Raw genomic sequence first — 26,412 nt, forward strand, 5'->3', positions numbered from 1 at the left:
CATCATGCAAATGCCAAGAATGCTCCGCCAGCTGATGCACCGACGCATCGTGATGGTCTCCGCGCTGGTGCTGCTGGTGATTGCCGTCATGGCCATCGGCGCACCGCTGTTCGCCTCCGCCGACCCCAACGACACCGCGGTGCTGGAACGCCTGAAGGCGCCCAGCGCCGAGCACCTGCTCGGCACCGACGAACTCGGCCGCGACATGTATTCGCGCATCGTGCACGGCGCGCGCTACTCGCTGGCCATCGCCGCGCTCACGGCGCTCGGCGCGGTTGTCGCTGGCACGGTGCTGGGCCTGATGGCCGGCTTTTTCCGCCGGCTCGACGCGCCGCTGATGCGCGTGGTGGACGCGATGATGTCCTTCCCAGACATCCTGCTGGCCATCGCGCTGGTGGCCATCCTGGGGCCTTCGCTCGTCAACACGGTGCTGGCGCTGGTGCTGGTCTACACGCCGCGCGTGGCGCGGGTGGTGCGCGCATCGACGCTGGTGGTGCGCGAACTGCTGTTCGTGGAAGCCGTGCGCGCGCTGGGCGTTCGCACCTCGCGCATTTTGTGGCGGCACATATTGCCGAACCTGATGTCGCCGATCCTGGTGCAGGTGTCCTTCATCTTCGCCTACGCCATCCTGGCGGAAGCGGGGCTCTCGTTCCTCGGCGTCGGCGTGCCGCCCGAGATCCCGACCTGGGGCACCATGGTCGCGGGCAGCCAGCAGTATGCGCACCAGGCCTTCTGGGTGGTGCTGTTCCCGGGGCTCGCGATCATCTTCACGGCGTTGTCGCTGCAACTGCTGGGCGACGGCGTGCGCGACCTGCTCGACCCCAAGCTCAAGAAGACCTCGTGATGACGACGAACGCCAACAACACCCCACGTCTCGCGGTCAGCAACCTGAGCACGAGCTTCCCCACCGAAGACGGCCTCGTGCGTTCGGTGGCCGACGTGAGCTTCTCGATCCAGCCCGGCAAGACGACTGCGCTGGTCGGCGAATCGGGCTCGGGCAAGTCGGTCACCAGCCTCACGCTGATGCGCCTGTTGCCCAAGACGGCCAATGCGCAGGTCAGCGGCAGCGCATCGTTCGTGACGCGCGAGGGCAAGACGCTCGACCTGCTGCGCATCGGCGAGCGCGAGATGCGCTCGCTGCGCGGCAACCAGCTGTCGATGATCTTCCAGGAGCCGATGACCAGCCTGAACCCGGTGTTCACCATCGGCGAGCAGATTGCCGAGAGCGTGCGGCTGCACAAGGGGCTCGACCGCAAGGCGGCGATGGCGCATGCCAGGCGCATGCTCGAGCTGGTCGAGATTCCCGCCGCGGCGCAGCGCATCGACGAGTATCCGCACCAGCTTTCGGGCGGCATGCGCCAGCGCGTGATGATCGCGCTGGCCATGGCCTGCGACCCGACGCTGCTGATCGCCGACGAGCCCACGACCGCGCTCGACGTGACCATCCAGGCGCAGATCCTCGAGCTCATGCGCCGGCTGCAGGCCGAGACGGGCATGAGCATCCTCTTCATCACCCACAACCTGGGCGTGGTCGCGCACCATGCGGACGACGTGGTGGTGCTGTATGCGGGCCGCGTGGTCGAGAGCGCGCCGGTGCGGCCGCTGTTCGTGCAGCCGGAGCATCCGTACACGCAAGGCCTGCTGGCCTGCCTGCCGGGCAAGGCGCGGCTGCCGAGCCAGCCCAAGCCCAAGCGGCTCTTCGCGATTCGCGGCCAGGTGTCGAGCCCGCTTGCGCCGCCGCCGGGCTGCGCCTTCGAGCCGCGCTGCGACCAGGCGCTGGCCGAATGCAGTGCGGCGATGCCGCCGCTGATCGAAACGCAGCATGGCCGCGAGGCGCGCTGCGTTCGGGTGCAGCCGGTGCAACCTTTGGCGAGGGTCGCATGACGCTCACGCTGCTGTCCCCGTCTTGCTCCCTCCCCGTCTGGGGGAGAGCCAATACAACAAGCCCACGATGACCACCGCAGCTCCCCTCATCGAAGTCCGCGGACTCAAGAAATACTTCGGCAGCAGCGACCGTCCGGTGCGCGCGGTCGACGACGTGTCCTTCGCCATCCAGCCCGGCGAAACGCTGGGCCTGGTCGGCGAATCGGGCTCGGGCAAGAGCACCATAGGCCGCACCGTGCTGCGGCTGCTCGAACGCACGAGCGGGCAGGTGCTGTACCGCGGCGACGACATCGGCGCGCTGTCGGGCGAACGCATGCGCAAGCTGCGCAGCAAGCTGCAGATCATCTTCCAGGACCCGTACGCCAGCCTGAACCCGAAGATGCGCATCAGCGCGATCCTCGGCGAGGCGCTTTCCACGCACGGCCTGCACAAGGGCGCCGCCGCGCGCGACAAGCGCATCGCCGAGCTGCTCGAGACGGTGGGCCTTCGCGCCGAACATGCGAGCCGCTTCCCGCACGAGTTCTCCGGCGGGCAGCGCCAGCGCATCGGCGTGGCGCGCGCGCTGGCGGTGGAGCCCGAGTTCATCGTGGCCGACGAGCCGCTGTCGGCGCTCGACGTGTCCATCCAGTCGCAGGTCATCAACCTGCTGGCCGACCTGCGCGAGCGGCTGGGCCTGACGATGCTCTTCATCTCGCACGACCTCGACGTGGTCGAGTACCTGTGCGACCGCGTGGTGGTGCTGTACCTGGGCAAGGTGATGGAAGTCGCGACCACCGACGAGCTGTTCGCTCGCCCCTCGCACCCCTACACCCGCGCGCTGCTGGCCGCCAGCCCCAAGCCCGACCCCGAGGTTGCGACCGAGCGCATCGCGCTGAAGGGTGACATTCCCAGCCCCATCTCGCCGCCCTCGGGCTGCGTGTTCCGCACGCGCTGCCCACATGCCATCGAGGCCTGCGCCCAGACCGTGCCCCCTCTCGAAGAAATTTCAGCAGGACACTACAGCGCCTGTATCCGCAAAGAACTGCACTCCAACACCGCCGCATGACCATGACCGACACGAACGTGACCGTCTCCAACGATTTCACCGACCCGCTGCTGGGCAGCAACTTCAAGGGCTACCCGCGCACGCAGGCGCCGCGCCGCCGCAGCGAAGTCGGCGCCGCCGGATGGAACGTGCTGGCCGGCGACCTGCCGCTGCCGCTGGCCGTGCTCAAGCGCGAGGCGCTGGAGCACAACCTGGCCTGGATGCAGTCGCGCGTGCGCGAGTGGGGCATCGACCTCGCGCCGCACGGCAAGACCACCATGTCGCCGCAGCTCTTCCAGCGCCAGCTCGACGCCGGCGCCTGGGGCCTGACCTTCGCCACCGTCACGCAGCTGGCGGTGGGCGTGGCGGCCGGCGCGCGCCGTACGCTCATCGCCAACCAGGTGGTGAGCGACGAAGACCTGGCCGGCATCCAGATGCTGCTGAAGGCGAACGCCGGGTTGCGCATCGTGTTCCTGGTCGATTCGCTGGCGCAGCTCGCGCTCATCGAGGACTGGGCCGCGCGCCATGCCGGCAGCGTACCTTTCGAGGTGATGCTGGAGATCGGCGTCGAAGGCGCGCGCACCGGCTGCCGCACGCACGAGGAAGCCGTTGCCCTGGCCACGCGGCTGCGCGCCAGCGGCGCGGTGAAGCTCGTCGGCATCGAGACCTACGAAGGGCAGGGCGCCACGGGTGCCAGCGAGCCCGACACGGCCTATGCGAAGACGCTGATGGACCGCGTGGAGGCTGTGGCGCGCCATTGCGACACCCATCAGCTCTTCGAGACCGACGAGGTGCTGGTCTCGGCCGGCGGCTCGGCCATCTTCGACCTGGTGGCCGGCCGGCTCAAGCCCGCGCTCGGCGCGCCGGTGCGCGGCCTGCTGCGCTCGGGCTGCTATGTCACGCACGACCATGGCTTCTACAAGCGCATGGTGAGCGCCGTCGACGAGCGCCTGGGCTGCGGTTGCGGCGAGAGCCTGGTGCCGGCGATGGAAGTGTGGGCCACGGTGCAGTCGCGCCCCGAGCCCGGCCTGGCGATCCTGGCCGTGGGCAAGCGCGACATCTCCTTCGACCTCTCGCTGCCGGTGCCCATCGCGCGCGCGGCGCGCGGCGCGCTGCAGCCGGCAGGCGTGCCGGCCGGCTGGAAGATCACCGCGCTGAACGACCAGCACGCCTACCTGCGCTGGGACGCCGGCGAGGAAGCCGAGGCGCCCAAGGTCGGCGACCGTGTCGGGCTGGGCATTTCGCACCCCTGCACCACCTTCGACAAATGGCACTGGATGCCGGTGGTCGAGAACGACTACCGCGTGAGCGACGCCGTCGCCATGCACTTCTGAGCGCGCACCGATGACACCCTCCCTGCTCCAGAAGATCGCGCAGATACGCAGCGACGCCCCGGCGACGCGGCGCGCGATTCTCGACCTGATCCTCGAAGACCCCGACCGCGTGCTCGAAGAAAGCTTCGAGCAGCTGGCCGAGCGCTCGCGCAGTTCGGTGCCGACCATCATGCGCACCTGCCGCGACCTGGGCTTTGCCGGGCTGCGCGAATTCAAGCTGGCGCTGGCGCAGGAACTGGCGCTGGGCGGCTCGCCGCTGCACCGCCGCGTGAACATCGAGGACGCGGCCGACGAGGTGGTCGGCAAGATCGCGCGCAGCGCGGCGGCGTCGGTGTCGGGCGTGCGCGGGCAGCTCGACATGCAGGTGCTCGACGGCGCGGTGGCGGCCATCGCGGCGGCGCCGCATGTGGACCTGTACGGCGCTGGCGCCACATCGTGGTTCATGGCCAACGACCTGCAGGCGCGGCTCTTCCGCCTGGGCCTGTCGGCCAATGCCTGGGCCGACTACCACCTGCAGCAGGTGGCCGGCGCGGCGCAGCGCCCGGGCGGCGTGGTCATCGCCATCTCGCACGTGGGCGGCATGCCCTCGCTGCTGGACGCGGTGGACATCGCGCGCGGGCAGGGCGCCAAGGTGGTCGCGCTCACGCGGCCCGGCACGGCGCTCGCGGCCAAGGCGGACTTTCTCTTGGGCCTGTCGGTGCCCGACGACGCGGTGATGCACGTGGGCATCGACGCCTACCTGACGCACCTCACGGCCATCGAGATATTGACGGTGCTCGTGGCGCAGCGGCGCGGCGAACCCGCGGTGCAACGCCTGCAGCGCGCGCGCGATGCGTTTCAGCGGCACGGCATCGATGCGACCACGCATCCGCTTCAGAGCTGGGACGGCGGAGGAGTCAAGCATGGCTGACAACAACACATCATCGAAGGCCGTGCTGCTCGAAGGCGGCCTGGTGGTCGACGGATCGGGCGGCCCTTCGTGGCCCGGCGACGTGCTGCTGCAGGGCGACCGCATCGCCGCGCTCGGCGAGGGCCTGCGCGAGCGGCTGCCGCAAGGCCTGGCGCTGGCGGACATCGACATCGTCGACTGCCGCGCGAAGGTCATCGCGCCCGGCTTCATCGACGCGCACACGCACGACGACGCCATCGTGCTGCGCGATCCGCTGTGCCTGCCCAAGGTGTCGCAAGGCATCACCACGGTGGTGACGGGCAACTGCGGCATTTCGCTCGCGCCGTACCGCACGCCGCAATCGCTGCCGCCGCTCACGCTGCTGGGCGCCGATTCGTTCAAGCACGCGACCATGGCCGAGTACCGCGCCGCCGTCGATGCGACGCAACCCGCGCTCAACGTGGCCGCGCTGGTGGGCCACACCACCTTGCGCTTCGCGGCCATGGAGGCGCTCGACCGGCCCGCGAGCGGCGACGAACTGGCGCGAATGGAAGCGCTGCTCGACAGCTGCATGGCCGACGGTGCGCACGGCATGTCCTCGGGCCTCTTCTACGAGGAAGCCTTCGCCGCGCCCGCCGAAGAAGTGACGGCGCTGGCGCGCGTGGTGGCGCGCCACGGCGGCGTGTACGCCACGCACCTGCGCAGCGAGATGCAGCAGATCATCGAGGCGCTGCACGAGGCCGGCGACTCGGCCTTCGCCGCCGGCGTGCCGCTGGTCATCTCGCACCACAAGTGCGCCGGTCCGGCCAACTGGGGCCGCACCAGGGAAACGCTGCCGCTGATCGAGTCGCTCGCGCAGCGCCAGAAGATCGCGATGGACGTGTATCCCTACGTGGCCGGCTCCACGGTGCTGCGCGAAGACCTGGTCGACGGCGTGATCGACGTGCTGCTCACATGGTCCGACCCGCATCCCGAGATGACGGGCCGGCTCATTTCCGACATCGCGCGCGAGTGGGGCACCACCGAGCAGGAAGCCTGCCTGCGGCTCAAGCCCGGCGGCGCCTGCTACTTCCAGATGCAGGAGGAAGACGTGGAGCGCGTCATTGCGCATCCGCTCACCATGATCGGCAGCGACGGCCTGCCGCACGACCGGCATCCGCATCCGCGGCTGTGGGGCGCCTTCCCGCGCGTGTTCGCGCGCTACTGGCGCCAGCGCCGGCTGTTCACGCTGGAGCAGGCGGTGCACAAGATGACCGGCATGACCGCGCGCAACCTGCGCATCGCCGACCGCGGCCTTCTGCGCGCCGGCAACATGGCCGACGTGGTGGTGTTCGACCCCGAGACCATCGCCGACACCGCCACCTACGACCAGCCGCACGGCGTGAGCCTGGGCGTGGAGCGCGTGTTCGTGAACGGTGTGCTGGCCTATCGCGGCGGTGAGCCGGAGGCGCGGGTGTTGGCGCGCGCGGGGCGGATGCTCACGCGCGGAGCCTAGGCCGGCAGGGGGCTGCCGCTCGCCGGCTAGCGCCCTTTGCTTACGGTTATTCACAGAGTTGTCACCTTAAGTTCACAAAATCGGGCCGCTTTTCAGCAGCTCCGGGCAAGCCTTGTCCCGGCGTGTTCAGCCCCTTTTCTGTGGACTCACATGACAAAAAATAAATGGACTCGCGCCCGTGTCGCGGGCTTGGCGGGCCTGGCGGCCATTTCGCTCGCGGCCTGTGGCGGCGGTGGTGGCGGAGGTGGAGGTACTTTCTTCCCGGCCAGCGGCCCTTCGGCCGGCAATGGCGGCAACAACAATCAGGCCGCGCCGGCCGCTGTGGCCCTCCAGCCGCTGGTGGGCGGTTCGCAGTATTCGGGCACGGCCAGCTTTGGCGACACCGTGTCCATCGCGCTCGACCAGCCTGCCACCGGCAAGCTCACCCTGCGTTTCGTCGACTCGCGCTTCGGTCTCGCGGGCTCGGTGAGCGCCAGCTACGCCACCCAGGCCGACGGCTCGCTGCTGGCCAGCAACTTCGCGGCGGTCGCCGGCACCGGCGTGCCTGACGCACTGGTCGCCGCGCTGCCCAAGCTCAGCCTGCGCTTCCAGCTCGACGGCAGCCTGCTCAGCGGTTCGCTGGCGCAGGTGCCCAACCTCAAGGCGGGCAACGGCGCGGTGCTGCAAGGCGAGATCGCCGCATCGAACCAAGGCGTGGCCGACGTGGCGCGCCTGGCCGGCGTCTACAACTTCATCAAGCTCACCAGCGCGTACAACGCCAAGGGCATGGTGCAGGGCGCCCCCGCATCCGACTTCGGCCAACTGAGCATCAAGGCCGACGGCAGCGTACGTGCCTGCATGGGCCAGGCCTATGCCGACAGCTGCAGCTCGGGCCAGGCCGGCCTGCTCGCCGCCGAAGACGACCAGAAGACCTACCCCGGCGCATTGGCGCTGACCCTGGGCGGCCAGCGCATCGGCCGCGTCATGGTCAACGCGCAGTCGGGCGCGGCCACGCTGCTGGCAGACGAATTCACCAGCGCCGCCGACGGCAGCTTCCGCACCGGCACCTGGGTGCTGCAGAGCGCGCCGAGCGCCCTGGCCGCCACTGCGCTGGACGGCGAATGGCTGTGCAGCCAGCCCGAACTCGACGCCGCCACCGGCGCGCTCACGGGCCGCACGCAACGCAACTTCGTGTCGATCGGCGCCAATCTGTTGCAGACCGACACCATCGACAACGACGTCAAGCTCAGCGTCAACGCCGGCATCGGCGGCTCGGCGACCTCCACCGTCAGCGGCATGAACGGCCTCGTCGCCGGACAGTGGGTCGACAGCCAGAAGATCGGACGCGTGCTGCTGCCCGTGGGCAAGCAGACGGCGTACTACATCGGCTCGGGTGCGAGCACGGGCGTGGCGGCTACGCATATCTCGGGTGTGTGCCGGGCGTTGCCGGTGCAGCCGGTGATCAATACCTACGCGGCGGCGGCTGTCAACGTTCCCATGACGATTCGCATCGGCGATGCCCATCCGACGCAACCGGCGATTGGCTACGACCAGGTCTATTACAAGCAGGCGCGCTATCGCAACAACAAGAACGGCTCGACCGAGTGGAAGAAGGAGTTCGCCGACTTCTGCGAAGCCGCCGGCCTGTCCGACTCGAAGGGCAGCACTGTCATCGCGGGCACCTCGAAGCTCACCGACACCACTACCTTCACATGCTCCGGAAAAACGGTCGACCAGACCGCGATGAAGTCCGCGGTCGTCGGTCCGCGCGGCGTGCTGTATCTCACCGATGGTCATCACACCCTCACCAGCTTCTGGGACGCACCGGACGGTGGCGGCGCGGAAGTCAACATTCCCGTGGTGATGAAGGGTAACTTCATGAGCCTGAGCAACGCGGCATTCTGGCGCGAGATGCGCAAGAGCAAGAAGGTGTGGCTCAAGCTGCCCGATGGCCGCGCCATCACGCCTGCGGAACTGCCGCAGCAACTGGGCCTGAACAACGGTCTGCAGGACGATCCGTACCGCGCGCTGCTGTACTTCACGCGTGGTCTGGGCTATGACCAGCCTACGGTAAGCACCGACCCCGCCAATCTCACCCCGAGCCCTGAGTTCCTGGAGTTCTACTGGGCCGAATGGCTACAGGCGAACCCGCAGAACCTGAAGCTGTCGGCCTACAACCTGACGAATTCCGACAGCTATATGCAGGCCATTGGCGCGGCATCGGACCTGATGAACCGTGCGGATCCGAACACGATCATCGGCTCGTCGGGTCTGACGGCAACGGCCATGGGCCAGCGCCCGATGCCATACGCTCCTGCGGATCTGGCTGCGCTCTATGTGAGCGCCGACCCACTCAAGCCAGGCAAGCTGGCCTATGCGCTGAGCTACCGCGCTTCGCTGGCAGCCAAGTAAACCTCGCGCACTCCGCTGCATGAGATCCAAGGCCGGGCAGATGCCCGGCCTTTTTCTTTGTCGCCGGTAGTTAGGATCAGGCCCCACCGCCCAACTCCCGCCGCCCATGCCCGCAGCCGCACGCCATCTCGTTTTCCACGCAGCCATCGTCCTGCTGTTCGGCCTGCTGCTGGGCGCTCCTTATGCGAAAGCCATCAAGCGCGAGGCCGCCGCGCATATCGTCAACTCCTGGCGCGTCGCGCACCTGAGCCTGCCCATCGGCGCGACGCTGATGCTCGCGACGGCGGCGGTGCTGCCGTCGCTCGCGGTGCCGGCATGGGCGATGTGGCTCATCGCCATTGCGCTGATCGTGTCGGCCTACGGCTTCTGCGTATCCACGCCGCTCGCGGCCATTTCGGGGCAGCGCGGGTTGTCGTCGGGTGGCACGGGGCTGGGCCGGCTCGTGTACCTCGGCAACATGGTCGGTGCGGTGGCGTCCATCGTCGCGGCGGTGGCGTTGCTGGGCGCGGCTTTCGTCTCGCTCTGAGCGGCGCATGCAGCAGGCGCGGGCGGTTCCCGTTGTTCAGCTCGTCGGTCCCGGCGGTGCTGGAAAGACGACCGTCGGAAGCGAGCTTGCCCGGCAACTCGGCTGGCAGTTCGTGGACCTCGACCGGGAGTTCATGTCGCGCGAAGGCGATATCTCCGGCTACATGGCCGTCCACGGCTATGCCGGCTACGCGAGGCGCAACCTCGCCCTGCATGCGGAATTGCGCGGTGCATTCACCGCACCGACCGTGTATGTGCTCTCGTCCGGCTTCATGACCTACCCAGCCGACGTGGACGCGAGCTATGCCGGCATTCGCGCCGCCGTGGAGCGCGACACGCTGACCTTGCTGCTGCTCCCCTCCTTCGAACTGGAGACTTGCGTCCAGGCCATCGTCCGGCGACAGTTGTCCAGGCCTTATTTGCCGGGCAACGCCGCGAGCGAGGAGGCACGTATCCGCCAGCGCTTTCCGGTGTTCATGGCCTTGCGGTGCGCGCGTTTCCTCAATGACGGCGCACCGGAAGAAGCAGCGGCGCACATGGCCCGCTTTGTGCGCGAACGCGTCGACAACTGAGGAGGATAAGACCCGATGGAATCCCGAAGAAGAAACCTCGTGCTTGCCGGTGGCGCCACCCTGCTGGGCGCGGCAAGCTTCGCCGGTGCCGCCGAGGAGCCGCGCATCCCGGCGGAAGCCCTCGACAAACTGCTTGCGGACGCGAGCAGCAACGCGCCCGCGCTTCGCGCCGTCGTGGTCATGCGCAACGGCGTGCTGGCCGGCGAGCGCTACTACGCGGGCGCTTCCGCCAACGACTTGCTGGCGATCAACTCGGCGACCAAGAGCGTCTGTGCGATGCTGGTGGGGCAGGCGCTGCAGCAGGGAAAGATCCAGGGCCTCGGGCAGACCGTCGGCGAACTGCTGCCGGAAGCCGTGCGCAATGCGCCGGACTCGCCGGCAGCGCGGGTCACGCTGCAACAGATCCTCACCGGCACCACGGGGCTCGCTTACAACTGGCGCACGGGGATCGAGCTGCTGTTTTCGGCGGCCGACCCCGTCGCCCATGCGCTGAGCCTGCAAGCCGATGGCGCCGCGCCCGGCATCTGGTCGTACAACGACGCGGCGGTGTCGCTGCTCACGCCGATCCTCGAGCGCGCACACGGCGGCATGCCGGTCGCCGATGTCGCGAAGCGCGACCTGTTCGCACCGCTGGGCATCGAGCGCTTCACCTGGCGCAACGACAAGTCCGGCCATGCCACGGCCTACATGGGCCTGAGCCTGCGCACGCGCGATCTCGCGAAGCTGGCGTGGACCATGGCCGACGGCGGCCGCTGGAACGGCGCGCAGGTGGTGTCGGCCGACTGGGCCGCGGACAGCACGCGCCGTCATGTACCGGCACTGTGGCGCAATCCGCCGCTCACCGACATCGGCTACGGCTACCTCTGGTTCACCGGGGTGCTCGATGGCCGCGAGGTGGCCTGGGGCTGGGGTTATGGCGGGCAGTTCTCGCTGTTCGTGCCGTCGCTGCGCCTCGTGGTCGCGACTGCCGCCACGTCGCCCGCGCCTCGGGACGTGGCCGCGCAGACCGCCACGGTGGCGGCGCTGGTGCGGCAGATCGCGACGCTGGCCGCCGCTTCCGCCTAGCCTTTCGCGGCGCGCGCCTCGTCTTCCGCCGCCGGCTGCGCCTGAAACATCCGCGAAAAGTCGCAGCACTCCTGCGCCAGCATGACGATCGACGAGGTGAGGGCGCTGCGGTGCTCGCCCTTGTGCATCGCCACGTAGTGCACCAGCGGCAGCGCGGGCGTCACGTCGATCACCGCGAGCATGCCGGCCGCCACCAGCGGTTCCAGGCACTGGCGCGGCAGGTAGCTCACGCCCAGGCCCGACACGGTGAGCCCGGTCAGCGCCACCAGGTTGCTCACCACGATCACGTCCGCCGGCTGCACGCCTTGCTCCTTCATCCAGGTGTCGTAGGCGCGGCCGGTGCCGGAGCTGTTGCCCTGCACCAGCATGCGGTGGCGCGCCAGCTCGTGCAGCCGCATGGTGCCGGTGGCGGCCACCACACCGGGCTTGCACATCCACATGCTCTTGACCTTGCCGATGACCTTGTGCGGCATGCGCGAGTCGGCAAAGGTCTCCGGCACGATGACCAGGTCGAGCTCGTCGGCCCGCAGCTTGTCGCGCAGCTTGAGGCTGTCGTCCACGTCAGGCTCCAGGATTACCTTGGGGTAGTGCTGGCGGATCAGCCCCACCAGCCGCGGCAGCCAGGTCATGGCCGTGAGCTCGGTCACGCCGATGCGGATGCGCCGCTCCACCACGCCGGGCTTGCCGAACTGCTCGATGGCCGCGTCGCGCTGCGCCAGCAGCTTCTGCGCGAGCACGTACATCTCCTCGCCCTTCTCGGTGAGGCGCGCGGTGCGCTGGCTGCGGTCGAACAGTTCGGTGTCGAACAGCAACTCCAGTTCGTGCACTCGTTTGGAAATGGCCGACTGCGAGGCATGCAGCTGGTTGGCTGCCTGGGCGAAGCCGCCCAGCCGGGCGATCCAGTAGAGGGCTTCGAGTTGCTTGAAGGTCATCACGGTGCGCGGCTCCCGAAAATGGGCAAATAGAACGCTTTATTTCATGCAATTCGATCACAAAAAATCGCTTTTAGAAATTCAATGCGAGGCAGAAGATTCGCCCAAACCAACGTCATCGACTCTTCAAGGAACCACCATGGACCTCAGGAAACTGCCCCTCGCGCTCGGTCTCACCCTCGCTTTCGCCTGCGGCGCCGCCAGCGCCCAGGACGGCGGCACGCTTCAGAAGATCAAGGACAGCGGCATCATCCAGATCGGCGGGCGCGACAGCCAGATCCCCTTCTCGTACAAGCTCGGCTCCGACAGCGCGTCCATCGGCTTCACCAACGACATCTGCCTGAAGATCGTCGACGCGGTGAAGGCCAAGCTGGGCCTGCCCAAGCTCGAGGTGCGCTACACCATGCTCAACTCGGCCAACCGCATTCCGCTGCTGCAGAACGGCACCGTCGACCTCGACTGCGCGACCACCACCAACACCACGCAGCGCCAGGCGCAGGTCGATTTCGCGCCCAGCCACTTCGTGACCAACATCACCGCCGCGGTGCGCAAGGACTCGGGCATCAACACCTTCGCCGACCTCAACGGCAAGAACGTGGCCACCGTCACCGGCAGCACCTCGATCCAGCTGCTGCGCGGCGCGCGCAAGAGCGGCGCCATCGAGGTCCACGAGATCGCGGGCAAGGACACCTCCGACGGCTTCCTGCTGCTGTCCAGCGGCCGCGCCGACGCCTACGTGCTCGACGACGTGCAACTGGCCGGCATGATCGCCAGCGCGCCCAACCCGGGCGACTACAAGATCCTCAAGGAATCGCTGCGCCAGGAGCCCTACGGCATCATGCTGCGCAAGGACGATCCGCAATTCAAGGCCGTGGTGGACGAGACCGTCACCGGCCTCATGAAGTCGGGCGCCATCGAGCAGCTCTACACCAAGTGGTTCATGTCGCCGATCCCGCCGAGGAACGCGAACCTGAACTTCCCGATGACGGATGCGGTGCGCGAGATCTACAAGAACCCCAACAACAAGGGCGTCTGACCGATGGCAGCCGAACACAACCAGCAATACCCGCGCGGCCTGGCTTTTTCCGACGCGCTGATGCGCGAGGTGCGGCAGCGCTTCCTGGGCGTCGAGCATGATCACCACGGGCGCGAGCGCCTGTACTTCGACAACGCCGGCGGCTCGTTCCGGCTGAAGGCGGCGGTCGAGCGCTTCGCGCAGGTCGACGCCATTCCCGACAACGCCGAGCGCATCCACGCCACGGCCGTCGAGCTGCAGGACATCCAGGCCAAGGGCAGCGAAGACCTGCGCACCATCCTCAATGCCAAGGGCGGCAGCGTGTACGCATCGTTCTCCGCCTCGGGCGCCATGTTCGACATGGTGCGCGCCATTGCCGAGAACGTGCCGGGCACGAACATGGTCACCACCGTGCTCGAACACCCTTCGGCCTTCGACGCGATGAGCCTCTACGCCGAGCGCCTGGGTCGCGAGCTGCGGGTGGCGCCTAGCAACCCGGTCACCGGCGGCATCGATGTCGAAGAAATCGTGCGGCTGGTCGACAAGGACACCTGCCTGCTCAACGTGATCTACGCGTCGAACATCTCGGGCGCCAAGCTCGACATGGAGGCCATCGTGCGCCGCGCGCGCGAGATCAAGCCCGACCTGTACATCCTGGTCGATGCCGTGCAGCACGCGCCGCACGGCCTCATCGACCTGCAGAAGACGCCGGTGGACGGCATCAACCTCGCGCCGTACAAGTTCTTCGGCTGCCGGGGTTCGGGGCTGTCGTGGCTGTCGGAGCGCGCGGCCGTGCTGCCGCACCACAAACTGGCCGGCAAGAAGGCCGGCTACTGGGACCTGGGCAGCTCGGCGCCCTGGCAGTTCGCGGTGCTCACCGAGATCGTCGACTACGTGTGCTGGCTCGGCGGCCAGTTCAGCGACGCCACCGACCGCCGAGGCCTGTTCGTGGCCGGCATCACCCACATCGAGCTGCACGAGCGCGCGCTGCTGGCCCTGCTGCTGGACGGCAACGAGAACGCCACCGGCATGCGCGAGATGCGCGGCGTGGAAGTGTTCCTCGACCACGAGGACCTGACGAAGCGCGACCTGATCCTGGGCATCGGCTTCGAGCGCATCGACTGCACGCAGGCGGTGGTCGAGTACGCGAAGCACGGCGTGACGGTCTACGAGCGCGTGGCCACCAGCATCTACTCGAAGCGCATGCTCGAATCCTTCGGCATCGCGGGCACCGTGCGGGTGTCGCCGCTGCACTGCAATTCGGTCGCCGACGTAGAGAAATTTCTGCAGATCACCGCCCGGATCGCCGCTGACACCTGACTGTCATATTCAGTCATATTGCGTCGGTAGGATGTTTCTCGACCCCCGCTCACAGGGGGCGAGGAGCATGAGACTTGGAAATTCGCAAGCTGATCGCGCCGGTGCTGGCCGCGGTCCTGCTGGCCGCTGTGGCGGGCGGCGTCTGGTATTCGAACACCCGCCTGCACGATGACTCGGCCACCGCCGCGGCCGCCCGCATCGAACAAGACAAACAGGTCACGCTGCGCGGCCTGATCGGCTCCGAGAAAGAAACCTTCTTTGCCGACCCGCGCGTGCAGAAGGCCCTTGCCGCGCAGGGCATCACCGTGACAGTCGAGAAGGCCGGCTCGCGGGCCATTGCCAGCCGCTACGACGCCAGCAAGTTCGACTTCGGATTCCCCTCGGGCGCGCCCGCCGCGGCGCAGCTCAAGACGCTGGCCAAGGCGCCCAATGTCTTCAACCCGTTCTACACGCCCATCGTGCTGGCCAGCTGGCGGCCGATCGCGGAAATTCTCGTGGCCAACGGCATCGCGCAGAAGCAGGGCGACTTCTACTACGTGGTCGACCTGCCGGGCCTGATGGCCATGATCGAGAAGGGCACGCGCTGGAAGGAGCTCAAGGCGAGCAGCGCGTTTTCCACCAGCAAGTCGCTGCTCATCAACTCGACCGACGTGCGCACCTCCAACTCGGCGGCCATGTACCTGGCGCTCGCGAGCTACTTGGCCAACAGCCAGCAGATCGTGCAGAGCCAGCAGGACGTGGACCGCGTCATGCCGGTGGTGGCGCCGCTCTTCCTGCGCCAGGGCTTCCAGGAGCAGTCGTCGGCCGGCCCGTTCGAGGATTACCTGGCGCTGGGCATGGGCAAGGCGCCGCTGCTGGTGGCCTACGAGTCGCAGATGGTCGAGTTCTGGCTCAAGAACCCCGACCGCCTCAAGAGCGACATGGTGCTGATGTACCCCAAGCCCACCGTCTTTTCCAAGCATGTGCTGGTGCCCTACACGCCGGCCGGTGCGCGCCTGGGCGCGGCATTGGAGAACGACGCGGCCCTGCGCGAGCTGGCCCACGAATACGGCTACCGCACCGGCGGCGACACCAAGGGCCCCGAGACCTGGGCCGCGCGCGGCGTGAAGGTGCCCGAGGTGCTGGTCGACGTGATCGACCCGCCGAGCTTCGAGTGGCTCGAACGGATGACCGCGGGCATCGAAGCCCGCTTCAAGTGAATCGACGAACAAACAACGAACGGACCGAGGATCGACCATGAACGCGCCTGTCACCACCGCAACCACCACCACCGCAACCGCTCCCATCGACCTGCAGCCGCCGCAGGCCTTCACGCTGGAGCCGCCCGCGCCCGTCGCGCCGGTACCGGTCGAATCGGCCAGCGGCAAAGTGCGCCTGAAGCCCGAAGACGTGGCCGAGCTCGACGCGCAGGTGGCGCGCTTCATCGACGACATCACCCAGCACGACAGCCAGCATCCGCAGTTCAAGGAAGCCGTGGAGCGCATTCATTCGATGGGCAGCAAGGACATCCAGGCCTCGGCCGCGGTGTCCAACCGCATGCTCGACCGGCCCGTAGGCTCGCTGCGCAACGGCCTGTTCGACAAGGGCGCGCAGATCGGCCAGTCGCTCATCGACCTGCGCCACCAGGTGGAAGACCTCGACCCGTCGAAGCAGGGCGACCTGTTCTCCGCGCGCAAGCTGCTGGGGCTCATTCCGCTGGGCAACAAGCTGATCGCGTACTTCGAGCGCTACCAGTCGTCGCAGTCCCACCTGAACGCCATCATCGAATCGCTCAAGCGCGGCAAGGACGAGCTGCTGCGCGACAACACCGCCATCGAGCAGGAAAAGGTCAACCTCTGGACGCTGATGGAGCGGCTCGAGAAATACGTGCACATCGGCAAGGCCCTCGACGGCAAGCTCGATGCCAAGGCGCGCGAACTCGACGCCACCGACCCCGAGAAGGCCCGCGTGATCCGCGAGGAAATGCTGTTCTATTCGCGCCAGAAGGTCACCGACCTGCTCACCCAGCTCGCGGTGAACATCCAGGGCTACCTGGCGCTGGACATGATTCGCAAGAACAACCTGGAGCTGATGAAGGGCGTGGACCGCGCCACCACCACCACCGTGGCCGCGCTGCGCACCGCGGTGATCGTGGCGCAGGCGCTGTCCAACCAGAAGCTGGTGCTCGACCAGATCAGCGCGCTCAACGCGACCACGGGCAACCTCATCGCCAGCACCAGCGAGATGCTGCGCGACCAGAGCAGTGCCATCCACCAGCAGGCCGCTTCCAGCACCATCGAGATCGCCAAGCTGCAGCAGGCCTTCGCCAACATCTACCAGACCATGGACACCATCGCCGACTTCAAGAGCCGCGCGCTCGACTCCATGCAGACCACGGTGGACACGCTGACGAACGAAGTCGCCAAGAGCCGCACCTACCTCGACCGCGTGCGCCGCCAGGAAACGAACGAGGTGCTGCAGGAGCCGCGCGGCGAGGTCGCACTGTGAGCCTGTGGTCGCGCCGGCTGGCGCTCGCGTTCGTCGCGGCCCTGTCGCTGGGCCTCGCGGCCTGCGGCAAGGACGATTCGCAGGGCACCGCAGGCAGCGGGTCGCCCGTCGCCGATACGGCCGCCTTCACCATCCTCGCGGGTTCCGAGCTGAAAGACATCGAAGGCCCCATCGTCGATGCCGCCAAGGCGGCCGGCGTGGAAGTGAAATTCTCATACGCCGGCACGCTGGACATCGTCGAGCGCATCAACGCCGGCGAGCGTTTCGACGCCATCCTGCCGCCCAACGGCGCCTACCCGGCGCTGGCGCTGCAGAGCAAGCCGGTGGCGCGCGACAAGCTCTTCTACTCGCGCATCGCGCTCGGCGTGAAGAACGCCAAGGCCGCGCAGCTCGGCTGGAACAGGAAGCCGCCGGGCTGGGCCGAGATCGCCAAGGCCGCGGGCTCCGGGCAGTTGCGCTACGGCATGACCAATGCCACCAGCTCCAACACCGGCATGAGCGCGCTGTTCGCGGTGGCCTCCGCGCTGGCCGGCAAGACAGAAGACCTGACGGCGCAGGACGTGGACGAGAAAACGCTCAAGGCCTTCCTCTCGGGCCAGAAGCTCACGGCGGGCAGCTCCGGCTGGCTGGCCGACGCCTACGTGAAAGATCCGTCCGCCATCGACGCGATGGTCAACTACGAAGCGGTGATCCTGCGCGCCAACGAGAAGCTGCCCAAGGCCGACCAGCTCGCGCTGATCTACCCGCGCGACGGCATGATCTCGGCCGACTACCCGCTGATGCTGCTCAACGACCGCAAGCGCGATGCCTATACCCAGCTGGTCGGCGCGCTCAAGGCCGCGCCGTTCCAGCGCGATGCGCTGTCGGCCGCCTTCCTGCGCCCCGCCAACCCCGAGGTGCCCGCCGCCGGCGCGCTGCCCACCGCCGCCGTGGCCGAACTGGGCTTTCCCAACCGGCTGGAGGTGATCGACGCGGTACTCGGCACCTACCAGTCGCAGTGGCGCAAGCCCGCCACCTCGATCTTCGTGCTCGACCTCAGCGGCTCGATGCAGGGCGCGCGCCTGGAGTCGATGCGCGAGGCGCTCAAGCTGCTGTCGGGCGCCGACGGGGCCAGCACCGCCGCGGCCACCGCCAGCACGCGCTACAGCGCCTTCCAGAGCCGCGAGCGCGTGGTGCTGATCACCTTCGCCACCCAGGTGCAGGCCCCGGTGTGGGTACGCTTCGAAGCCGACAAGATCGACGCCGCCCGCGCCGAGCTGCGCCAGCGCGCCGATGCCATGAAGGCCGACGGCGGCACCGCCATCTACTCGGCGCTGGCCGCCGCCGAAGACCTCGCGCGGCAAGAGCAGCAGAACGACCCCGGCCGCTTCGTCAGCATCGTGCTGCTGACCGACGGCGAGAACAACTCGGGCCTGCGGCCCAATGAGTTCCGCGACCGCTATGCGGCAGGCGGCCTGCCGGCGCGCATCTTCCCGATCCTGTTCGGCGAAGGCAATGTGGACGAGATGCGGCAGATCGCGCAGCTCTCGGGCGGCCGCGAATTCGACGGCCGCAAGCTGCGGCTGGCGCAGGTGTTCAAGGAAATCCGGGGCTACCAGTGATGCCGGAGCGTTCGCTGAAGTTGCGCGCGCTGCTGTTCCTCTACGGCAACGGCAACATCCTGGGCTGCGCGCTGGCGCTGCTGGGGCCGGCGCTGCTGTTCGCGGGCGTGATCGACCGGGGCTGGCTGCTGATCACCGCGGGCCTGTACGTGGCCGGCGGGTTGATGGGCCGCAAGGCGCCCGAGCTGGAGCGCCGCATCGAAGACAGCCTCAGCGTCGAGCAGACGCTGGAACGGCTCGACCGCGTGGTCGCGCAGGCGCAGCCGCACCTGACCGACGACATGCGCAAGAGCCTGGACAACGTGCGCGGCTCGGTGGGCGAGGTGCTGCCGCGCCTCGTGGGCGCGGGCTCGCACGGCGACGATCTGTTCACCGTGCGCGAGACCGTGCTGCGCTACCTGCCCGAAACGCTCGCCAACTACGTCGCGCTGCCGCCGGCCTTTCGCATCACGCATGCGGTGAAGGACGGCAAGACGGCGCGCCAGCTGCTCGGCGAGCAGCTGGGCCTGCTCGATGCCAAGCTGCGCGAGATCGTCGCCAACGTGGCGTCGAGCGATGCCGCCGCGCTGGTGGCCAACGGGCAGTTCCTCGAAAAGAAGTTCCGCCAGCCCGACTTCCTGGCGGGCTGAACGCAGCGGCCCTGAAGCTCAGAACGGATAGTGACGCGGCGTCGTCTGCACCGTGATCCAGCGCAGCTCCGTGAAGGCTTCCACCCCGGCCCGGCCGCCGAAGCGCCCGTAGCCTGAGGACTTCACCCCGCCGAAGGGCATCTGCGCCTCGTCGTGCACCGTGGGGCCGTTGACGTGGCAGATGCCGGCCTCGATCCGTTGCGCCACGTTCCATGCGCGCGCCACGTCGCGGCCGAACACCGCCGACGAGAGGCCGAATTCGTTGTCGTTGGCGATCGTCACCGCTTCTTCCACGCCGCTGACGCGCACCACGGCCTTCACCGGCGCGAAGGATTCCTCGCGGTAGATTTCCATCGCGGGCGTCACATGGTCGAGCACGGTCGCGGGCATCAGCGTGTTCTCGGCCTTGCCGCCGCACACCAGCTTCGCGCCCTTGGCCAGCGCGTCGTCGATGAGCGCGTTGCAGCGCTTCACAGTGCTCATGTCGACCACCGAGCCGAGCACGACCGGGCCTTCGCGCGGATCGCCGAGCGGCAGCGCCTGCGCGCGCGCCGCGAACTTCGAGACGAATTCGTCGGCCACCGCGTTGTCGACCACGATGCGTTCGGTCGACATGCAGATCTGCCCCGAGTTGGCGAACGAACCGAAGATGGCCGCGTTCACGGCGGCATCGATGTCCGCGTCGTCCAGCACCACGAAGGGCGCCTTGCCGCCGAGTTCGAGCACCGCGGGTTTCAGGTACTTGGCGCAGGTCTGCGCGATGAGCCGGCCCACGCGCGTGGAGCCGGTGAAGTTGACGCGCCGCACGGCAGGGTGTGCCACCATCGCCTCGACCACCGCGCCGGCATCGGCGGGCGCGTTGGTCACGAAGTTGACGACGCCCTGGGGCAGGCCGGCCTCGATGAGCGATTCGATGATGAGCGCATGCGTCTCGGGGCACAGCTCCGAGCCCTTCAGCACCACCGTGTTGCCGCAGGCCAGCGGCGTGGCGATGGCGCGCGTGGCCAGGATCACCGGCGCGTTCCACGGCGCGATGCCGATTACTACGCCCGCGGCCTGCCGCACGCCCATGGCCAGGCTGCCGGGCACGTCGGACGGAATCACCTCGCCGGCGATCTGCGTGGTGAGCGAGGCGGCTTCGGTGAGGATGCCGGCCGCCAGATGCACGTTGAAGCCGGCCCACAGGGCCGAAGCGCCGGTCTCGCGGGCCATCGCTTGCACGAAGGCGTCGGCGCGCGCTTCGAGTGCGTGCGCGGCCTTCAGCAACGCGGCGCGACGTTCGTTGGGGCCGGTGGCCGACCAGGCGGCGAAGGCGCGATGCGCGGCCTCGACGGCGGCGACAGCGTCGGCCGGCGTGGCTGCCGGCGCGCGCGTGGCGACGGCGCCGTCCAGCGGGTTGCGGCGCTCGAAGGTGGCGCCGCCGGTGGCCGCGCGGCGTTGGCCGTCGATGAGCATGGAAATGTCTGTCATGGGTGTCCTTGCAAAAAGAGGGAAGGGAGGGCGTCAGGCCACGCCGAGGTAGGCCTGGCGCACCGCGTCGGAATGCAGCAGCGTCTGCGCGTCGCCCGAGGCGACCACGCGCCCGCGTTCGAGCACGTAGCCGCGGTCGGCGGCTTGCAGCGCCTTGCGCACGTTCTGCTCGACCATCAGCACCGTCACGCCTTGCGAGGCGATGCGGCGCACGATGGAAAGCAGCTCGTCGACCATGCGCGGCGCGAGGCCGAGCGAGGGCTCGTCGAGCATCAGCAGGCGCGGCCCGCTCATCATGGCGCGCGCCACCGCCACCATCTGCTGCTCGCCGCCGCTCATGGTGCCGGCGAGCTGCGTGGCGCGCTCCTTCAGGCGCGGGAAGTCGTCGAAGGCGCGCGCGAGGCGTTCGGCGCGCAGGCGTGCCGGAATGAGCCAGCCGCCGAGCTCGAGGTTCTCGGTGACCGTCATCTGCGCGAACAGCTGCCGGCCCTCGGCCACCAGCGCGAGGCCGCGCCGCACGCAGGTGGTGGCCTCGTTGGACGGCAGCGCCGCGCCGTCGAGCGAGACTTCGCCCGTGCGAGGCAGCAGCCCCGCCAGGGCCTTCAGCAGCGTGGTCTTGCCCGCGCCATTGGGCCCGAGCACCACGGTGACGCCGGGCGCCACGTCGAGGTCCATGCCCTGGATCACCTGGAAGCCGTGGTAGCCGGCGCTCAAGCCGCGCACGGTGAGTCGACTGGCGGCGTTCATGCCGTGGCCTCCATTTCGTCGCCGAGGTAGGCCTCGACCACCTCCGCGTTGCGCACCACCTCGGCCGGCGTGCCGTCGGCGATCTTGCGGCCCTGGTGCAGCACCAGCACGCGCTCGACGTACTTCAGCAGCGTGGCGACCGCGTGCTCGATCCACACGACCGTGAGGCCGTGCTCGTCGCGCAGCCGGCGGATGCGCCGCGCCATCGCGTCGACCTCCGCTTCGGTCAGGCCCGCCGCCACTTCGTCGAGCAGCAGCACGCGCGGCCGGGTGCCAAGCGCCATGCCTATTTCCAGCAGCCGCTGCTGCGACGGCGTCACGTCGGCGGCCATGTTGTTCGCCAGGCCTCCCAGGCCCAGCATGTCGAGAATCTCGCCCGTGCTGCCCAGCCCGGCGATGGGCGCGCGATGCCTGCCCGCGAACTGCATGCCGAAGCGCACGTTGTCCTCCAGCGTCATGCCGTCCATCACGCGTGGCGTCTGGAAGGTGCGCGCGATGCCGTGCGCGGCATAGAGGTGCGGGCCGCGCCGCGTGAGGTCAACGCCGCTCTCGACCAGCAGGGTGCCCGAGGTCGGCATGACCACGCCGGAGATCGCATTGAAGAAGGTCGTCTTGCCCGCCCCGTTCGGGCCGATGATGCCGACGATCTCCCCGGCATGCAGCGCGGCGCTGACCGCGTCGACCGCGGTGAGGCCGCCGAAGCGCACCGTGAGCTCGCGGGCTTCGAGCAGAGGCTGCTGCTTATCCATGGCCGTGCCTCCGCAATGCGGCCGCCTTGCGCTGCCACAGCGACGCCAGGCCGTTGGGCAGGTACATCACGCACAGGATCAAGAGCAGGCCGAGCACCATCATGTAGCCGTAGGGCAACTGCAGGCGCAGCGTTTCCGACAGCAGGCTGAACACGATGGCCGCGGCCACCGGGCCGCCGATGCTGGTGGCGCCGCCGATCATCGCGATCAGCACCGTCTGGAAGCCGATGAAGGGGCTGAACACCGCGGGCGGGTCGATGTAGGTCCAGCGCACCGCCATGGCCGCGCCGACCGCGCCCGCGAAGGCGGCGGTGAGCGCGAAGCCCATGACCTTCGCGCGGCGCGTGTCCACGCCCAGCGTCTGCGCGCGTTGCTCGTCGGCGCCGATGCCGGCCAGTGCCAGCCCGAAGCGGCTGCGCTTGACCAGCAGCGCCGTGGCGATCGCCGCGCCGGCAATCGCCAGCACCGTGAGGTACACCGTCTCGTTCGAAGGCACGACAGTGAGCACGCGCCCCACTGTGCCGGAGACCTGCTTCTCGACGAAGGTCACCGCATGGCGGATCAGCTCCGTCATGCCGAAGGTCAGCACCGCGAAGTAGGTGCCGCGCAGGTGCAGCACGGCCGCGCCCATCAGCACCGCCACCGCGCTCGCGATGGCCGCGCCGCTCAATATGACCAGCGGCCACGGAAGCACGTCGAGCAGCGTGGCGCTCGCATAGGCACCCAGGCCGAAGAAGGCCGAGGTGGCGAGCGACAGGTAGCGCGTGGCGCCGCAGAACAGCGACCAGCTGGTGGCCAGCGCGATGTACATCAGGCAGCCGAGCGCGACCGAGGCCACGAACTCCGACGCGACCCATGGCACGGCAGCCGCCAGCACGAGGCCGATGCACAGCACCAGCCACGGCTTGTTTCTTGGAAGGGAAAGAATCATTTTCTGGAGAACAGTCCGTTGGGCCGCCAGATCAGCACGCCGATGAACACGGCATACGACAGCAGCATCTTGAGCGAGGGGCTCGTGTAGTACATGCCCAGCGCCTCCACCACGCCCAGCAGCAGGCCGCCCACCAGGCTGCCCGCGATGCTGCCGAAGCCGCCGAGAGTGATGACGATCAGCGCCGTCACCGTGTAGGGCTCGCCCATGGAGGGCGAGATCTCGTAGGTCATCGACAGCAGCGCGCCGGCCACGCCCGACAGGCCCAGGCCGATGCCGAACATCAGCGGATGCAGCCGCTTCGTGTTGATGCCCACGAGCTGCGCGCCGGTGGGCGACTGCATCAGCGCGCGCACCGCCTTGCCCAGCAGCGTGAGCTTGAGCAGCGCGATGAGCAGCAGGCTCAGCGCCAGCGCCACGCCGAACAGCACCAGCTTGTTGGCGGTGAAGCGCATCTCGCCAACCTGCACCGGGTCGGCCAGGTAGTCGTAGCCGCGCAGGTCGCCGCCCCAGACGAGCAGGGCGGTGTTCTGCACCAGGAACATCAGGCCGAAGCCCACCATCAGGCTGCGCGCCTCGAACACGTCGACGTTCGGCGCGCGCGCCGCCACCTGCCGGAAGCACAACCAGTGCACAGTCATGCCCAGCGCCATCAGCAGCGCGAAGGCCACCGGCATGAACAGCAGCGGCGAAATGCCCAGCGCGGTGTGCGCCCACCATGTCGCGAAGGCGCCCAGCATCAGGAACTCGCCGTGCGAGATGTTCATGATGCGCATCAGCCCGTACTGCAGGTTCAGCCCGATGGCCACCAGCGCGTAGATGCCGCCCGTGATCAGTCCGCCGGCAAGAAGCTCGGCCCATCCAGTGAGAGACACGTCGTTATTTCCAGGCCGTCTTGGGCATCAGTTGCGCGGTGGCGCGGTCTTTGGGCCAGACCACTTCGAAGTCGCCGCCCTGCCATTGCGACACCGTGCCGGGGATGGACGCGTTCTCGCTGCCCTCGAAGCGGATCGGCCCTAGGATGGTCTTGAACTCGTTCTTCGCGATCTGCTCGCGCAGCGCCTTGCGGTCCAGGCCCACCTTCTCCACCGCCTGCTGCAGGATCTGCAGGCCGGCCCAGGCATGGCCGCTGGCCCAGCGATCGGGCTCCTTGCCGAACTTCTTCGTGTGCGCGTCGAAGTAGGCCTTGGCCTCGGGGCTGGTCTTGCCGTTCCACGAGCCCATGCCGATCACGCCTTCGGTGTTGGCCGCCATCACGTTCTTGTAAAGCTGGAAGGCCGTGCCCACCGACGCATAGAAATACTTCGGATTGAAGCCCACTTCGCGCGCCTGCCGGCTCGCAAGGATGGTGTCCGGCGGATAGGTGATGCCGATGAAGGCGTCGGGGTTCAGGTCCTTCATGGTGCGCAGCACCGGCGCGAGGTCTTTCACGCCCAGCGGGTAGCTCTTGCGGTCGAGCACCTGGATGCTGGTTTTCTTCAGCGCGTTGTTCAGCGCCGCGAAGTTCTCCAGCCCGAACAGGTCGTCCATGTAGACGATGGTGATGGTCTTCACGTTCTGCGACACCAGCATGTCGACCAGCGCGCCCATCATCTTGTCGGGCTGCTGCAGCAGCGAGAAGAAGAAGGGCAGGCGCATGTCGATCAGCTTGCGCGAGAGGGCCGTGGGCGCCAGCAGCGGATAACCGAAGCGGTTGGCCAGCGGTGCCACCGCGAAGTTGGCGCCCGAGCCCCAGGGCGGCAGCACCAGGTCGACCTTGTCGCTGCCCATGAGTTTTTCGAAGGTGCGCACGCAGGTCTCGGTCTCGCTGCGATCGTCGTAGCCGATCAGCTCGATGGGGCGCTTCGTGCCCTTCACCGACAGCCCGCCCGCGGCGTTGACCTGTTCGGCCCACAGCAGGTAGTTGGGTTCCTGGCTCACCTGCGCGCCGGCGGCCCACGGGCCGGTGCGCGCGATGGCGTAGCCGATCTTCACGGGGCCGCCCGAACTGCTGCCTTGTGCGAACAGCTGCGGTGCGACGGCGGCCGCGCCCAGGGCGGTGGCGGTGCCCTTGATCCAGTGGCGGCGATTGGATGGAAGCATTGGGGTCTCCTCCGGGCGTCGACATGCGCCCGCTGCCTGGAATCGTAGAAACGAGGCGCTCCGGGCGCTGTGCCCGCCGCGCACAAAGCACTTGACGCAGCGTGCATGCGCCTAGTGGTTAACCCGCAATCCCTTGGACTTCGAAGGCGCTTCACAATGCGCGGCACCCCGGCTTCGTGTTGAAATCTTTCGTTCTCGTCGTCCTTGCAGTCCCGTCCGCATGACCGCTTCGTTGCTCCTGTCCACCGACCAGATCCCGCCGAAGGAGCGCGGGCCGCTGTGGTGCGAGTGGGTGTGGCGGCACTTCGGCGGCCTGGGCTCCGACCTGTACGACGACAGCGAATTCGACGGCCACCTCGCGGCCTCGCACGCAGGCGACGTGATCCTCACGCGGCTGGAAGCCAACCGCCACCGGGTGCTGCGCACCACGCAGATGGCGCGCCTGAGCGAAGCGCCGTACCTCAAGATCGTCGCGCCCTGGCAGGGCTCGGCCGAAGTCACGCAGCGCGGCCGCGCCGCCGCCGTGCGATCGGGCGGATGGACGCTCTACGACACCACCGCCGACTACACCGTGGCCAACCCCGAACGCAGCGACCACCTCATCGTGATGCTGCCGAAGGACCAGCTCGCGTCACCCGCGCTGCCGCTCAACGACCTGGTGGCACGGCGCATCGGCGGCGCCAGCGGCATCTCGCGCGTGGCGCTGGAGACGATGCGCAGCACCTACCTGGAGCTGCCCTTCATGAGCGAGGCCGCGGCGCGCGGCGCGGGCGAACTGCTCATCCAACTGGTGCGGTTGTCGTTGATGGAACTGGCAGGGCAGGAAACGCCGCTGACGCAACGCGAGGCCCTGAAGGACCGCATCCGTCACCACGTCGCGCAGAACCTGCACGACCCGGCGCTGTCGATCGACAGCATGGCTCTGGCGCTGCGCTGCAGCAAGCGCCTGCTGCACAGCGCCTTTGCAGGCGACGACGAAACGCTGAACGGCTACATCCAGCACCAGCGGCTGGCCGCGAGCATCCGCGACCTGCTCGAGCCGGCGAACGCGGCGCGTTCCATCACCGACATCGCGCTGGCCTCGGGCTTCAGCAACCTCTCGCACTTCAGCCGCGTGTTCCGCGAGCACACGGGCGGGAGTCCGAGCGAGTTCAGGCGGCAGGCGGTGAAGCGCTAGCAACCCATACGAGTCAAGGCATCACCTGAACATGGGATGTTCCTTGATGCATGCGCTCTCGAAGAATGCCGGGATTCCGCATCCTTCCGCTTG

At 68.3% G+C, this 26,412-nt stretch carries 24 protein-coding genes; 17 read left to right on the plus strand and 7 right to left on the minus strand.

Annotated elements, in window-relative coordinates; translation table 11 throughout:
- Positions 1 to 4 precede the first annotated feature (4 nt).
- From L3V85_RS09120 to L3V85_RS09165, 10 genes are all read left to right on the plus strand, one after another.
- Positions 5 to 844 carry an ABC transporter permease gene (locus tag L3V85_RS09120; protein ID WP_237678991.1) on the plus strand — a complete coding sequence of 280 codons (840 nt, stop codon included), beginning with the start codon at positions 5 to 7 and terminating at the stop codon, positions 842 to 844.
- Positions 844 to 1,884, plus strand: a complete 1,041-nt coding sequence (locus L3V85_RS09125; RefSeq protein WP_237678992.1) for an ABC transporter ATP-binding protein — start codon at positions 844 to 846, stop codon at positions 1,882 to 1,884. The genes L3V85_RS09120 and L3V85_RS09125 overlap by 1 nt, the downstream gene beginning before the upstream one ends.
- Positions 1,885 to 1,951: 67 nt before the next feature.
- On the plus strand, positions 1,952 to 2,929 hold the full coding sequence (locus L3V85_RS09130; protein WP_237678993.1) for an ABC transporter ATP-binding protein: 978 nt from the start codon (positions 1,952 to 1,954) through the stop codon (positions 2,927 to 2,929).
- 2 nt (positions 2,930 to 2,931) lie between these two features.
- The gene (locus L3V85_RS09135) at positions 2,932 to 4,242 is read left to right on the plus strand and encodes an amino acid deaminase (RefSeq protein ID WP_237678994.1); all 1,311 of its coding nucleotides are present in this window, start codon (positions 2,932 to 2,934) and stop codon (positions 4,240 to 4,242) included.
- Between the two features lie 10 nt (positions 4,243 to 4,252).
- Positions 4,253 to 5,152 (plus strand): MurR/RpiR family transcriptional regulator, encoded by a 900-nt coding sequence (locus tag L3V85_RS09140; protein ID WP_081266407.1) that lies wholly within the window; start codon positions 4,253 to 4,255, stop codon positions 5,150 to 5,152.
- Positions 5,145 to 6,626, plus strand: a complete 1,482-nt coding sequence (locus tag L3V85_RS09145) for an N-acyl-D-amino-acid deacylase family protein (RefSeq protein ID WP_237678995.1) — start codon at positions 5,145 to 5,147, stop codon at positions 6,624 to 6,626. The genes L3V85_RS09140 and L3V85_RS09145 overlap by 8 nt, the downstream gene beginning before the upstream one ends.
- A gap of 150 nt (positions 6,627 to 6,776) precedes the next feature.
- Positions 6,777 to 9,017 (plus strand): ParB/Srx family N-terminal domain-containing protein, encoded by a 2,241-nt coding sequence (locus L3V85_RS09150; RefSeq protein WP_237678996.1) that lies wholly within the window; start codon positions 6,777 to 6,779, stop codon positions 9,015 to 9,017.
- 106 nt (positions 9,018 to 9,123) lie between these two features.
- Positions 9,124 to 9,543 (plus strand): hypothetical protein, encoded by a 420-nt coding sequence (locus L3V85_RS09155; protein ID WP_237678997.1) that lies wholly within the window; start codon positions 9,124 to 9,126, stop codon positions 9,541 to 9,543.
- 7 nt (positions 9,544 to 9,550) lie between these two features.
- Positions 9,551 to 10,114: a shikimate kinase gene (locus L3V85_RS09160; RefSeq protein ID WP_237678998.1), complete on the plus strand. Its 564-nt coding sequence runs from the start codon at positions 9,551 to 9,553 to the stop codon at positions 10,112 to 10,114.
- A gap of 15 nt (positions 10,115 to 10,129) precedes the next feature.
- Complete coding sequence (locus tag L3V85_RS09165) at positions 10,130 to 11,179, plus strand: serine hydrolase domain-containing protein (RefSeq protein ID WP_237678999.1); 1,050 nt, start codon at positions 10,130 to 10,132, stop codon at positions 11,177 to 11,179.
- Here L3V85_RS09165 and L3V85_RS09170 read toward each other — a convergent pair.
- The gene (locus tag L3V85_RS09170; protein ID WP_237680532.1) at positions 11,176 to 12,111 is read right to left on the minus strand and encodes a LysR family transcriptional regulator; all 936 of its coding nucleotides are present in this window, start codon (positions 12,109 to 12,111) and stop codon (positions 11,176 to 11,178) included. The genes L3V85_RS09165 and L3V85_RS09170 overlap by 4 nt on opposite strands.
- A 139-nt stretch (positions 12,112 to 12,250) precedes the next feature.
- Here L3V85_RS09170 and L3V85_RS09175 point away from each other — a divergent pair, with 139 nt between their 5' ends.
- From L3V85_RS09175 to L3V85_RS09200, 6 genes are all read left to right on the plus strand, one after another.
- Entirely contained in the window at positions 12,251 to 13,147 is an 897-nt protein-coding gene (locus L3V85_RS09175) for a transporter substrate-binding domain-containing protein (protein WP_237679000.1), read from the plus strand.
- Positions 13,148 to 13,150: 3 nt separating this feature from the next.
- A complete protein-coding gene (locus L3V85_RS09180) occupies positions 13,151 to 14,446 on the plus strand; it encodes an aminotransferase class V-fold PLP-dependent enzyme (protein ID WP_237679001.1) in 1,296 nt (431 codons plus the stop codon).
- A gap of 74 nt (positions 14,447 to 14,520) precedes the next feature.
- On the plus strand, positions 14,521 to 15,645 hold the full coding sequence (locus L3V85_RS09185; RefSeq protein WP_237679002.1) for a hypothetical protein: 1,125 nt from the start codon (positions 14,521 to 14,523) through the stop codon (positions 15,643 to 15,645).
- Positions 15,646 to 15,682: 37 nt separating this feature from the next.
- Entirely contained in the window at positions 15,683 to 16,933 is a 1,251-nt protein-coding gene (locus L3V85_RS09190; RefSeq protein ID WP_237679003.1) for a toxic anion resistance protein, read from the plus strand.
- Entirely contained in the window at positions 16,930 to 18,534 is a 1,605-nt protein-coding gene (locus tag L3V85_RS09195; protein ID WP_237679004.1) for a vWA domain-containing protein, read from the plus strand. The genes L3V85_RS09190 and L3V85_RS09195 overlap by 4 nt, the downstream gene beginning before the upstream one ends.
- Positions 18,534 to 19,163, plus strand: a complete 630-nt coding sequence (locus tag L3V85_RS09200; protein WP_237679005.1) for a hypothetical protein — start codon at positions 18,534 to 18,536, stop codon at positions 19,161 to 19,163. Before L3V85_RS09195 ends, L3V85_RS09200 begins: the two co-directional genes overlap by 1 nt.
- Positions 19,164 to 19,181: 18 nt before the next feature.
- On the opposite strand, the gene L3V85_RS09205 is transcribed toward L3V85_RS09200, so the two are convergent.
- Genes L3V85_RS09205 through L3V85_RS09230 form a run of 6 tightly spaced genes read right to left on the minus strand, consistent with a single transcriptional unit; the run spans position 19,182 to position 25,142 of the window.
- On the minus strand, positions 19,182 to 20,633 hold the full coding sequence (locus tag L3V85_RS09205) for an aldehyde dehydrogenase (RefSeq protein WP_237679006.1): 1,452 nt from the start codon (positions 20,631 to 20,633) through the stop codon (positions 19,182 to 19,184).
- Between the two features lie 33 nt (positions 20,634 to 20,666).
- On the minus strand, positions 20,667 to 21,380 hold the full coding sequence (locus L3V85_RS09210) for an ABC transporter ATP-binding protein (RefSeq protein ID WP_237679007.1): 714 nt from the start codon (positions 21,378 to 21,380) through the stop codon (positions 20,667 to 20,669).
- Complete coding sequence (locus tag L3V85_RS09215) at positions 21,377 to 22,129, minus strand: ABC transporter ATP-binding protein (protein WP_237679008.1); 753 nt, start codon at positions 22,127 to 22,129, stop codon at positions 21,377 to 21,379. Before L3V85_RS09215 ends, L3V85_RS09210 begins: the two co-directional genes overlap by 4 nt.
- Positions 22,122 to 23,060: a branched-chain amino acid ABC transporter permease gene (locus L3V85_RS09220; RefSeq protein ID WP_237679009.1), complete on the minus strand. Its 939-nt coding sequence runs from the start codon at positions 23,058 to 23,060 to the stop codon at positions 22,122 to 22,124. The genes L3V85_RS09215 and L3V85_RS09220 overlap by 8 nt, the downstream gene beginning before the upstream one ends.
- Entirely contained in the window at positions 23,057 to 23,935 is an 879-nt protein-coding gene (locus tag L3V85_RS09225) for a branched-chain amino acid ABC transporter permease (protein ID WP_237679010.1), read from the minus strand. Before L3V85_RS09225 ends, L3V85_RS09220 begins: the two co-directional genes overlap by 4 nt.
- A gap of 4 nt (positions 23,936 to 23,939) precedes the next feature.
- Positions 23,940 to 25,142, minus strand: coding sequence for an amino acid ABC transporter substrate-binding protein (locus L3V85_RS09230; protein ID WP_237679011.1), 1,203 nt, complete (start codon positions 25,140 to 25,142; stop codon positions 23,940 to 23,942).
- A 220-nt stretch (positions 25,143 to 25,362) separates the two neighbouring features.
- On the opposite strand from L3V85_RS09230, the gene L3V85_RS09235 reads away from it, so the two are divergent.
- Complete coding sequence (locus L3V85_RS09235; RefSeq protein WP_237679012.1) at positions 25,363 to 26,319, plus strand: helix-turn-helix domain-containing protein; 957 nt, start codon at positions 25,363 to 25,365, stop codon at positions 26,317 to 26,319.
- Positions 26,320 to 26,412: the final 93 nt, after the last annotated feature.

The organism is Variovorax paradoxus (genome assembly GCF_022009635.1).
In the GTDB taxonomy this organism is placed as follows: domain Bacteria; phylum Pseudomonadota; class Gammaproteobacteria; order Burkholderiales; family Burkholderiaceae_C; genus Variovorax.

What these genes read in the sequence shown, in the direction of transcription:
- L3V85_RS09120 (WP_237678991.1), top strand. Translation starts at nt 5, where the DNA reads ATGCAAATGCCAAGAATGCTCCGCCAGCTGATGCACCGACGCATCGTG.
- L3V85_RS09125 (WP_237678992.1), top strand. Translation starts at nt 844, where the DNA reads ATGACGACGAACGCCAACAACACCCCACGTCTCGCGGTCAGCAACCTG.
- L3V85_RS09130 (WP_237678993.1), top strand. Translation starts at nt 1,952, where the DNA reads ATGACCACCGCAGCTCCCCTCATCGAAGTCCGCGGACTCAAGAAATAC.
- L3V85_RS09135 (WP_237678994.1), top strand. Translation starts at nt 2,932, where the DNA reads ATGACCGACACGAACGTGACCGTCTCCAACGATTTCACCGACCCGCTG.
- L3V85_RS09140 (WP_081266407.1), top strand. Translation starts at nt 4,253, where the DNA reads ATGACACCCTCCCTGCTCCAGAAGATCGCGCAGATACGCAGCGACGCC.
- L3V85_RS09145 (WP_237678995.1), top strand. Translation starts at nt 5,145, where the DNA reads ATGGCTGACAACAACACATCATCGAAGGCCGTGCTGCTCGAAGGCGGC.
- L3V85_RS09150 (WP_237678996.1), top strand. Translation starts at nt 6,777, where the DNA reads ATGACAAAAAATAAATGGACTCGCGCCCGTGTCGCGGGCTTGGCGGGC.
- L3V85_RS09155 (WP_237678997.1), top strand. Translation starts at nt 9,124, where the DNA reads ATGCCCGCAGCCGCACGCCATCTCGTTTTCCACGCAGCCATCGTCCTG.
- L3V85_RS09160 (WP_237678998.1), top strand. Translation starts at nt 9,551, where the DNA reads ATGCAGCAGGCGCGGGCGGTTCCCGTTGTTCAGCTCGTCGGTCCCGGC.
- L3V85_RS09165 (WP_237678999.1), top strand. Translation starts at nt 10,130, where the DNA reads ATGGAATCCCGAAGAAGAAACCTCGTGCTTGCCGGTGGCGCCACCCTG.
- L3V85_RS09170 (WP_237680532.1), bottom strand. Translation starts at nt 12,111, where the DNA reads ATGACCTTCAAGCAACTCGAAGCCCTCTACTGGATCGCCCGGCTGGGC.
- L3V85_RS09175 (WP_237679000.1), top strand. Translation starts at nt 12,251, where the DNA reads ATGGACCTCAGGAAACTGCCCCTCGCGCTCGGTCTCACCCTCGCTTTC.
- L3V85_RS09180 (WP_237679001.1), top strand. Translation starts at nt 13,151, where the DNA reads ATGGCAGCCGAACACAACCAGCAATACCCGCGCGGCCTGGCTTTTTCC.
- L3V85_RS09190 (WP_237679003.1), top strand. Translation starts at nt 15,683, where the DNA reads ATGAACGCGCCTGTCACCACCGCAACCACCACCACCGCAACCGCTCCC.
- L3V85_RS09200 (WP_237679005.1), top strand. Translation starts at nt 18,534, where the DNA reads ATGCCGGAGCGTTCGCTGAAGTTGCGCGCGCTGCTGTTCCTCTACGGC.
- L3V85_RS09205 (WP_237679006.1), bottom strand. Translation starts at nt 20,633, where the DNA reads ATGACAGACATTTCCATGCTCATCGACGGCCAACGCCGCGCGGCCACC.
- L3V85_RS09210 (WP_237679007.1), bottom strand. Translation starts at nt 21,380, where the DNA reads ATGAACGCCGCCAGTCGACTCACCGTGCGCGGCTTGAGCGCCGGCTAC.
- L3V85_RS09215 (WP_237679008.1), bottom strand. Translation starts at nt 22,129, where the DNA reads ATGGATAAGCAGCAGCCTCTGCTCGAAGCCCGCGAGCTCACGGTGCGC.
- L3V85_RS09220 (WP_237679009.1), bottom strand. Translation starts at nt 23,060, where the DNA reads ATGATTCTTTCCCTTCCAAGAAACAAGCCGTGGCTGGTGCTGTGCATC.
- L3V85_RS09230 (WP_237679011.1), bottom strand. Translation starts at nt 25,142, where the DNA reads ATGCTTCCATCCAATCGCCGCCACTGGATCAAGGGCACCGCCACCGCC.
- L3V85_RS09235 (WP_237679012.1), top strand. Translation starts at nt 25,363, where the DNA reads ATGACCGCTTCGTTGCTCCTGTCCACCGACCAGATCCCGCCGAAGGAG.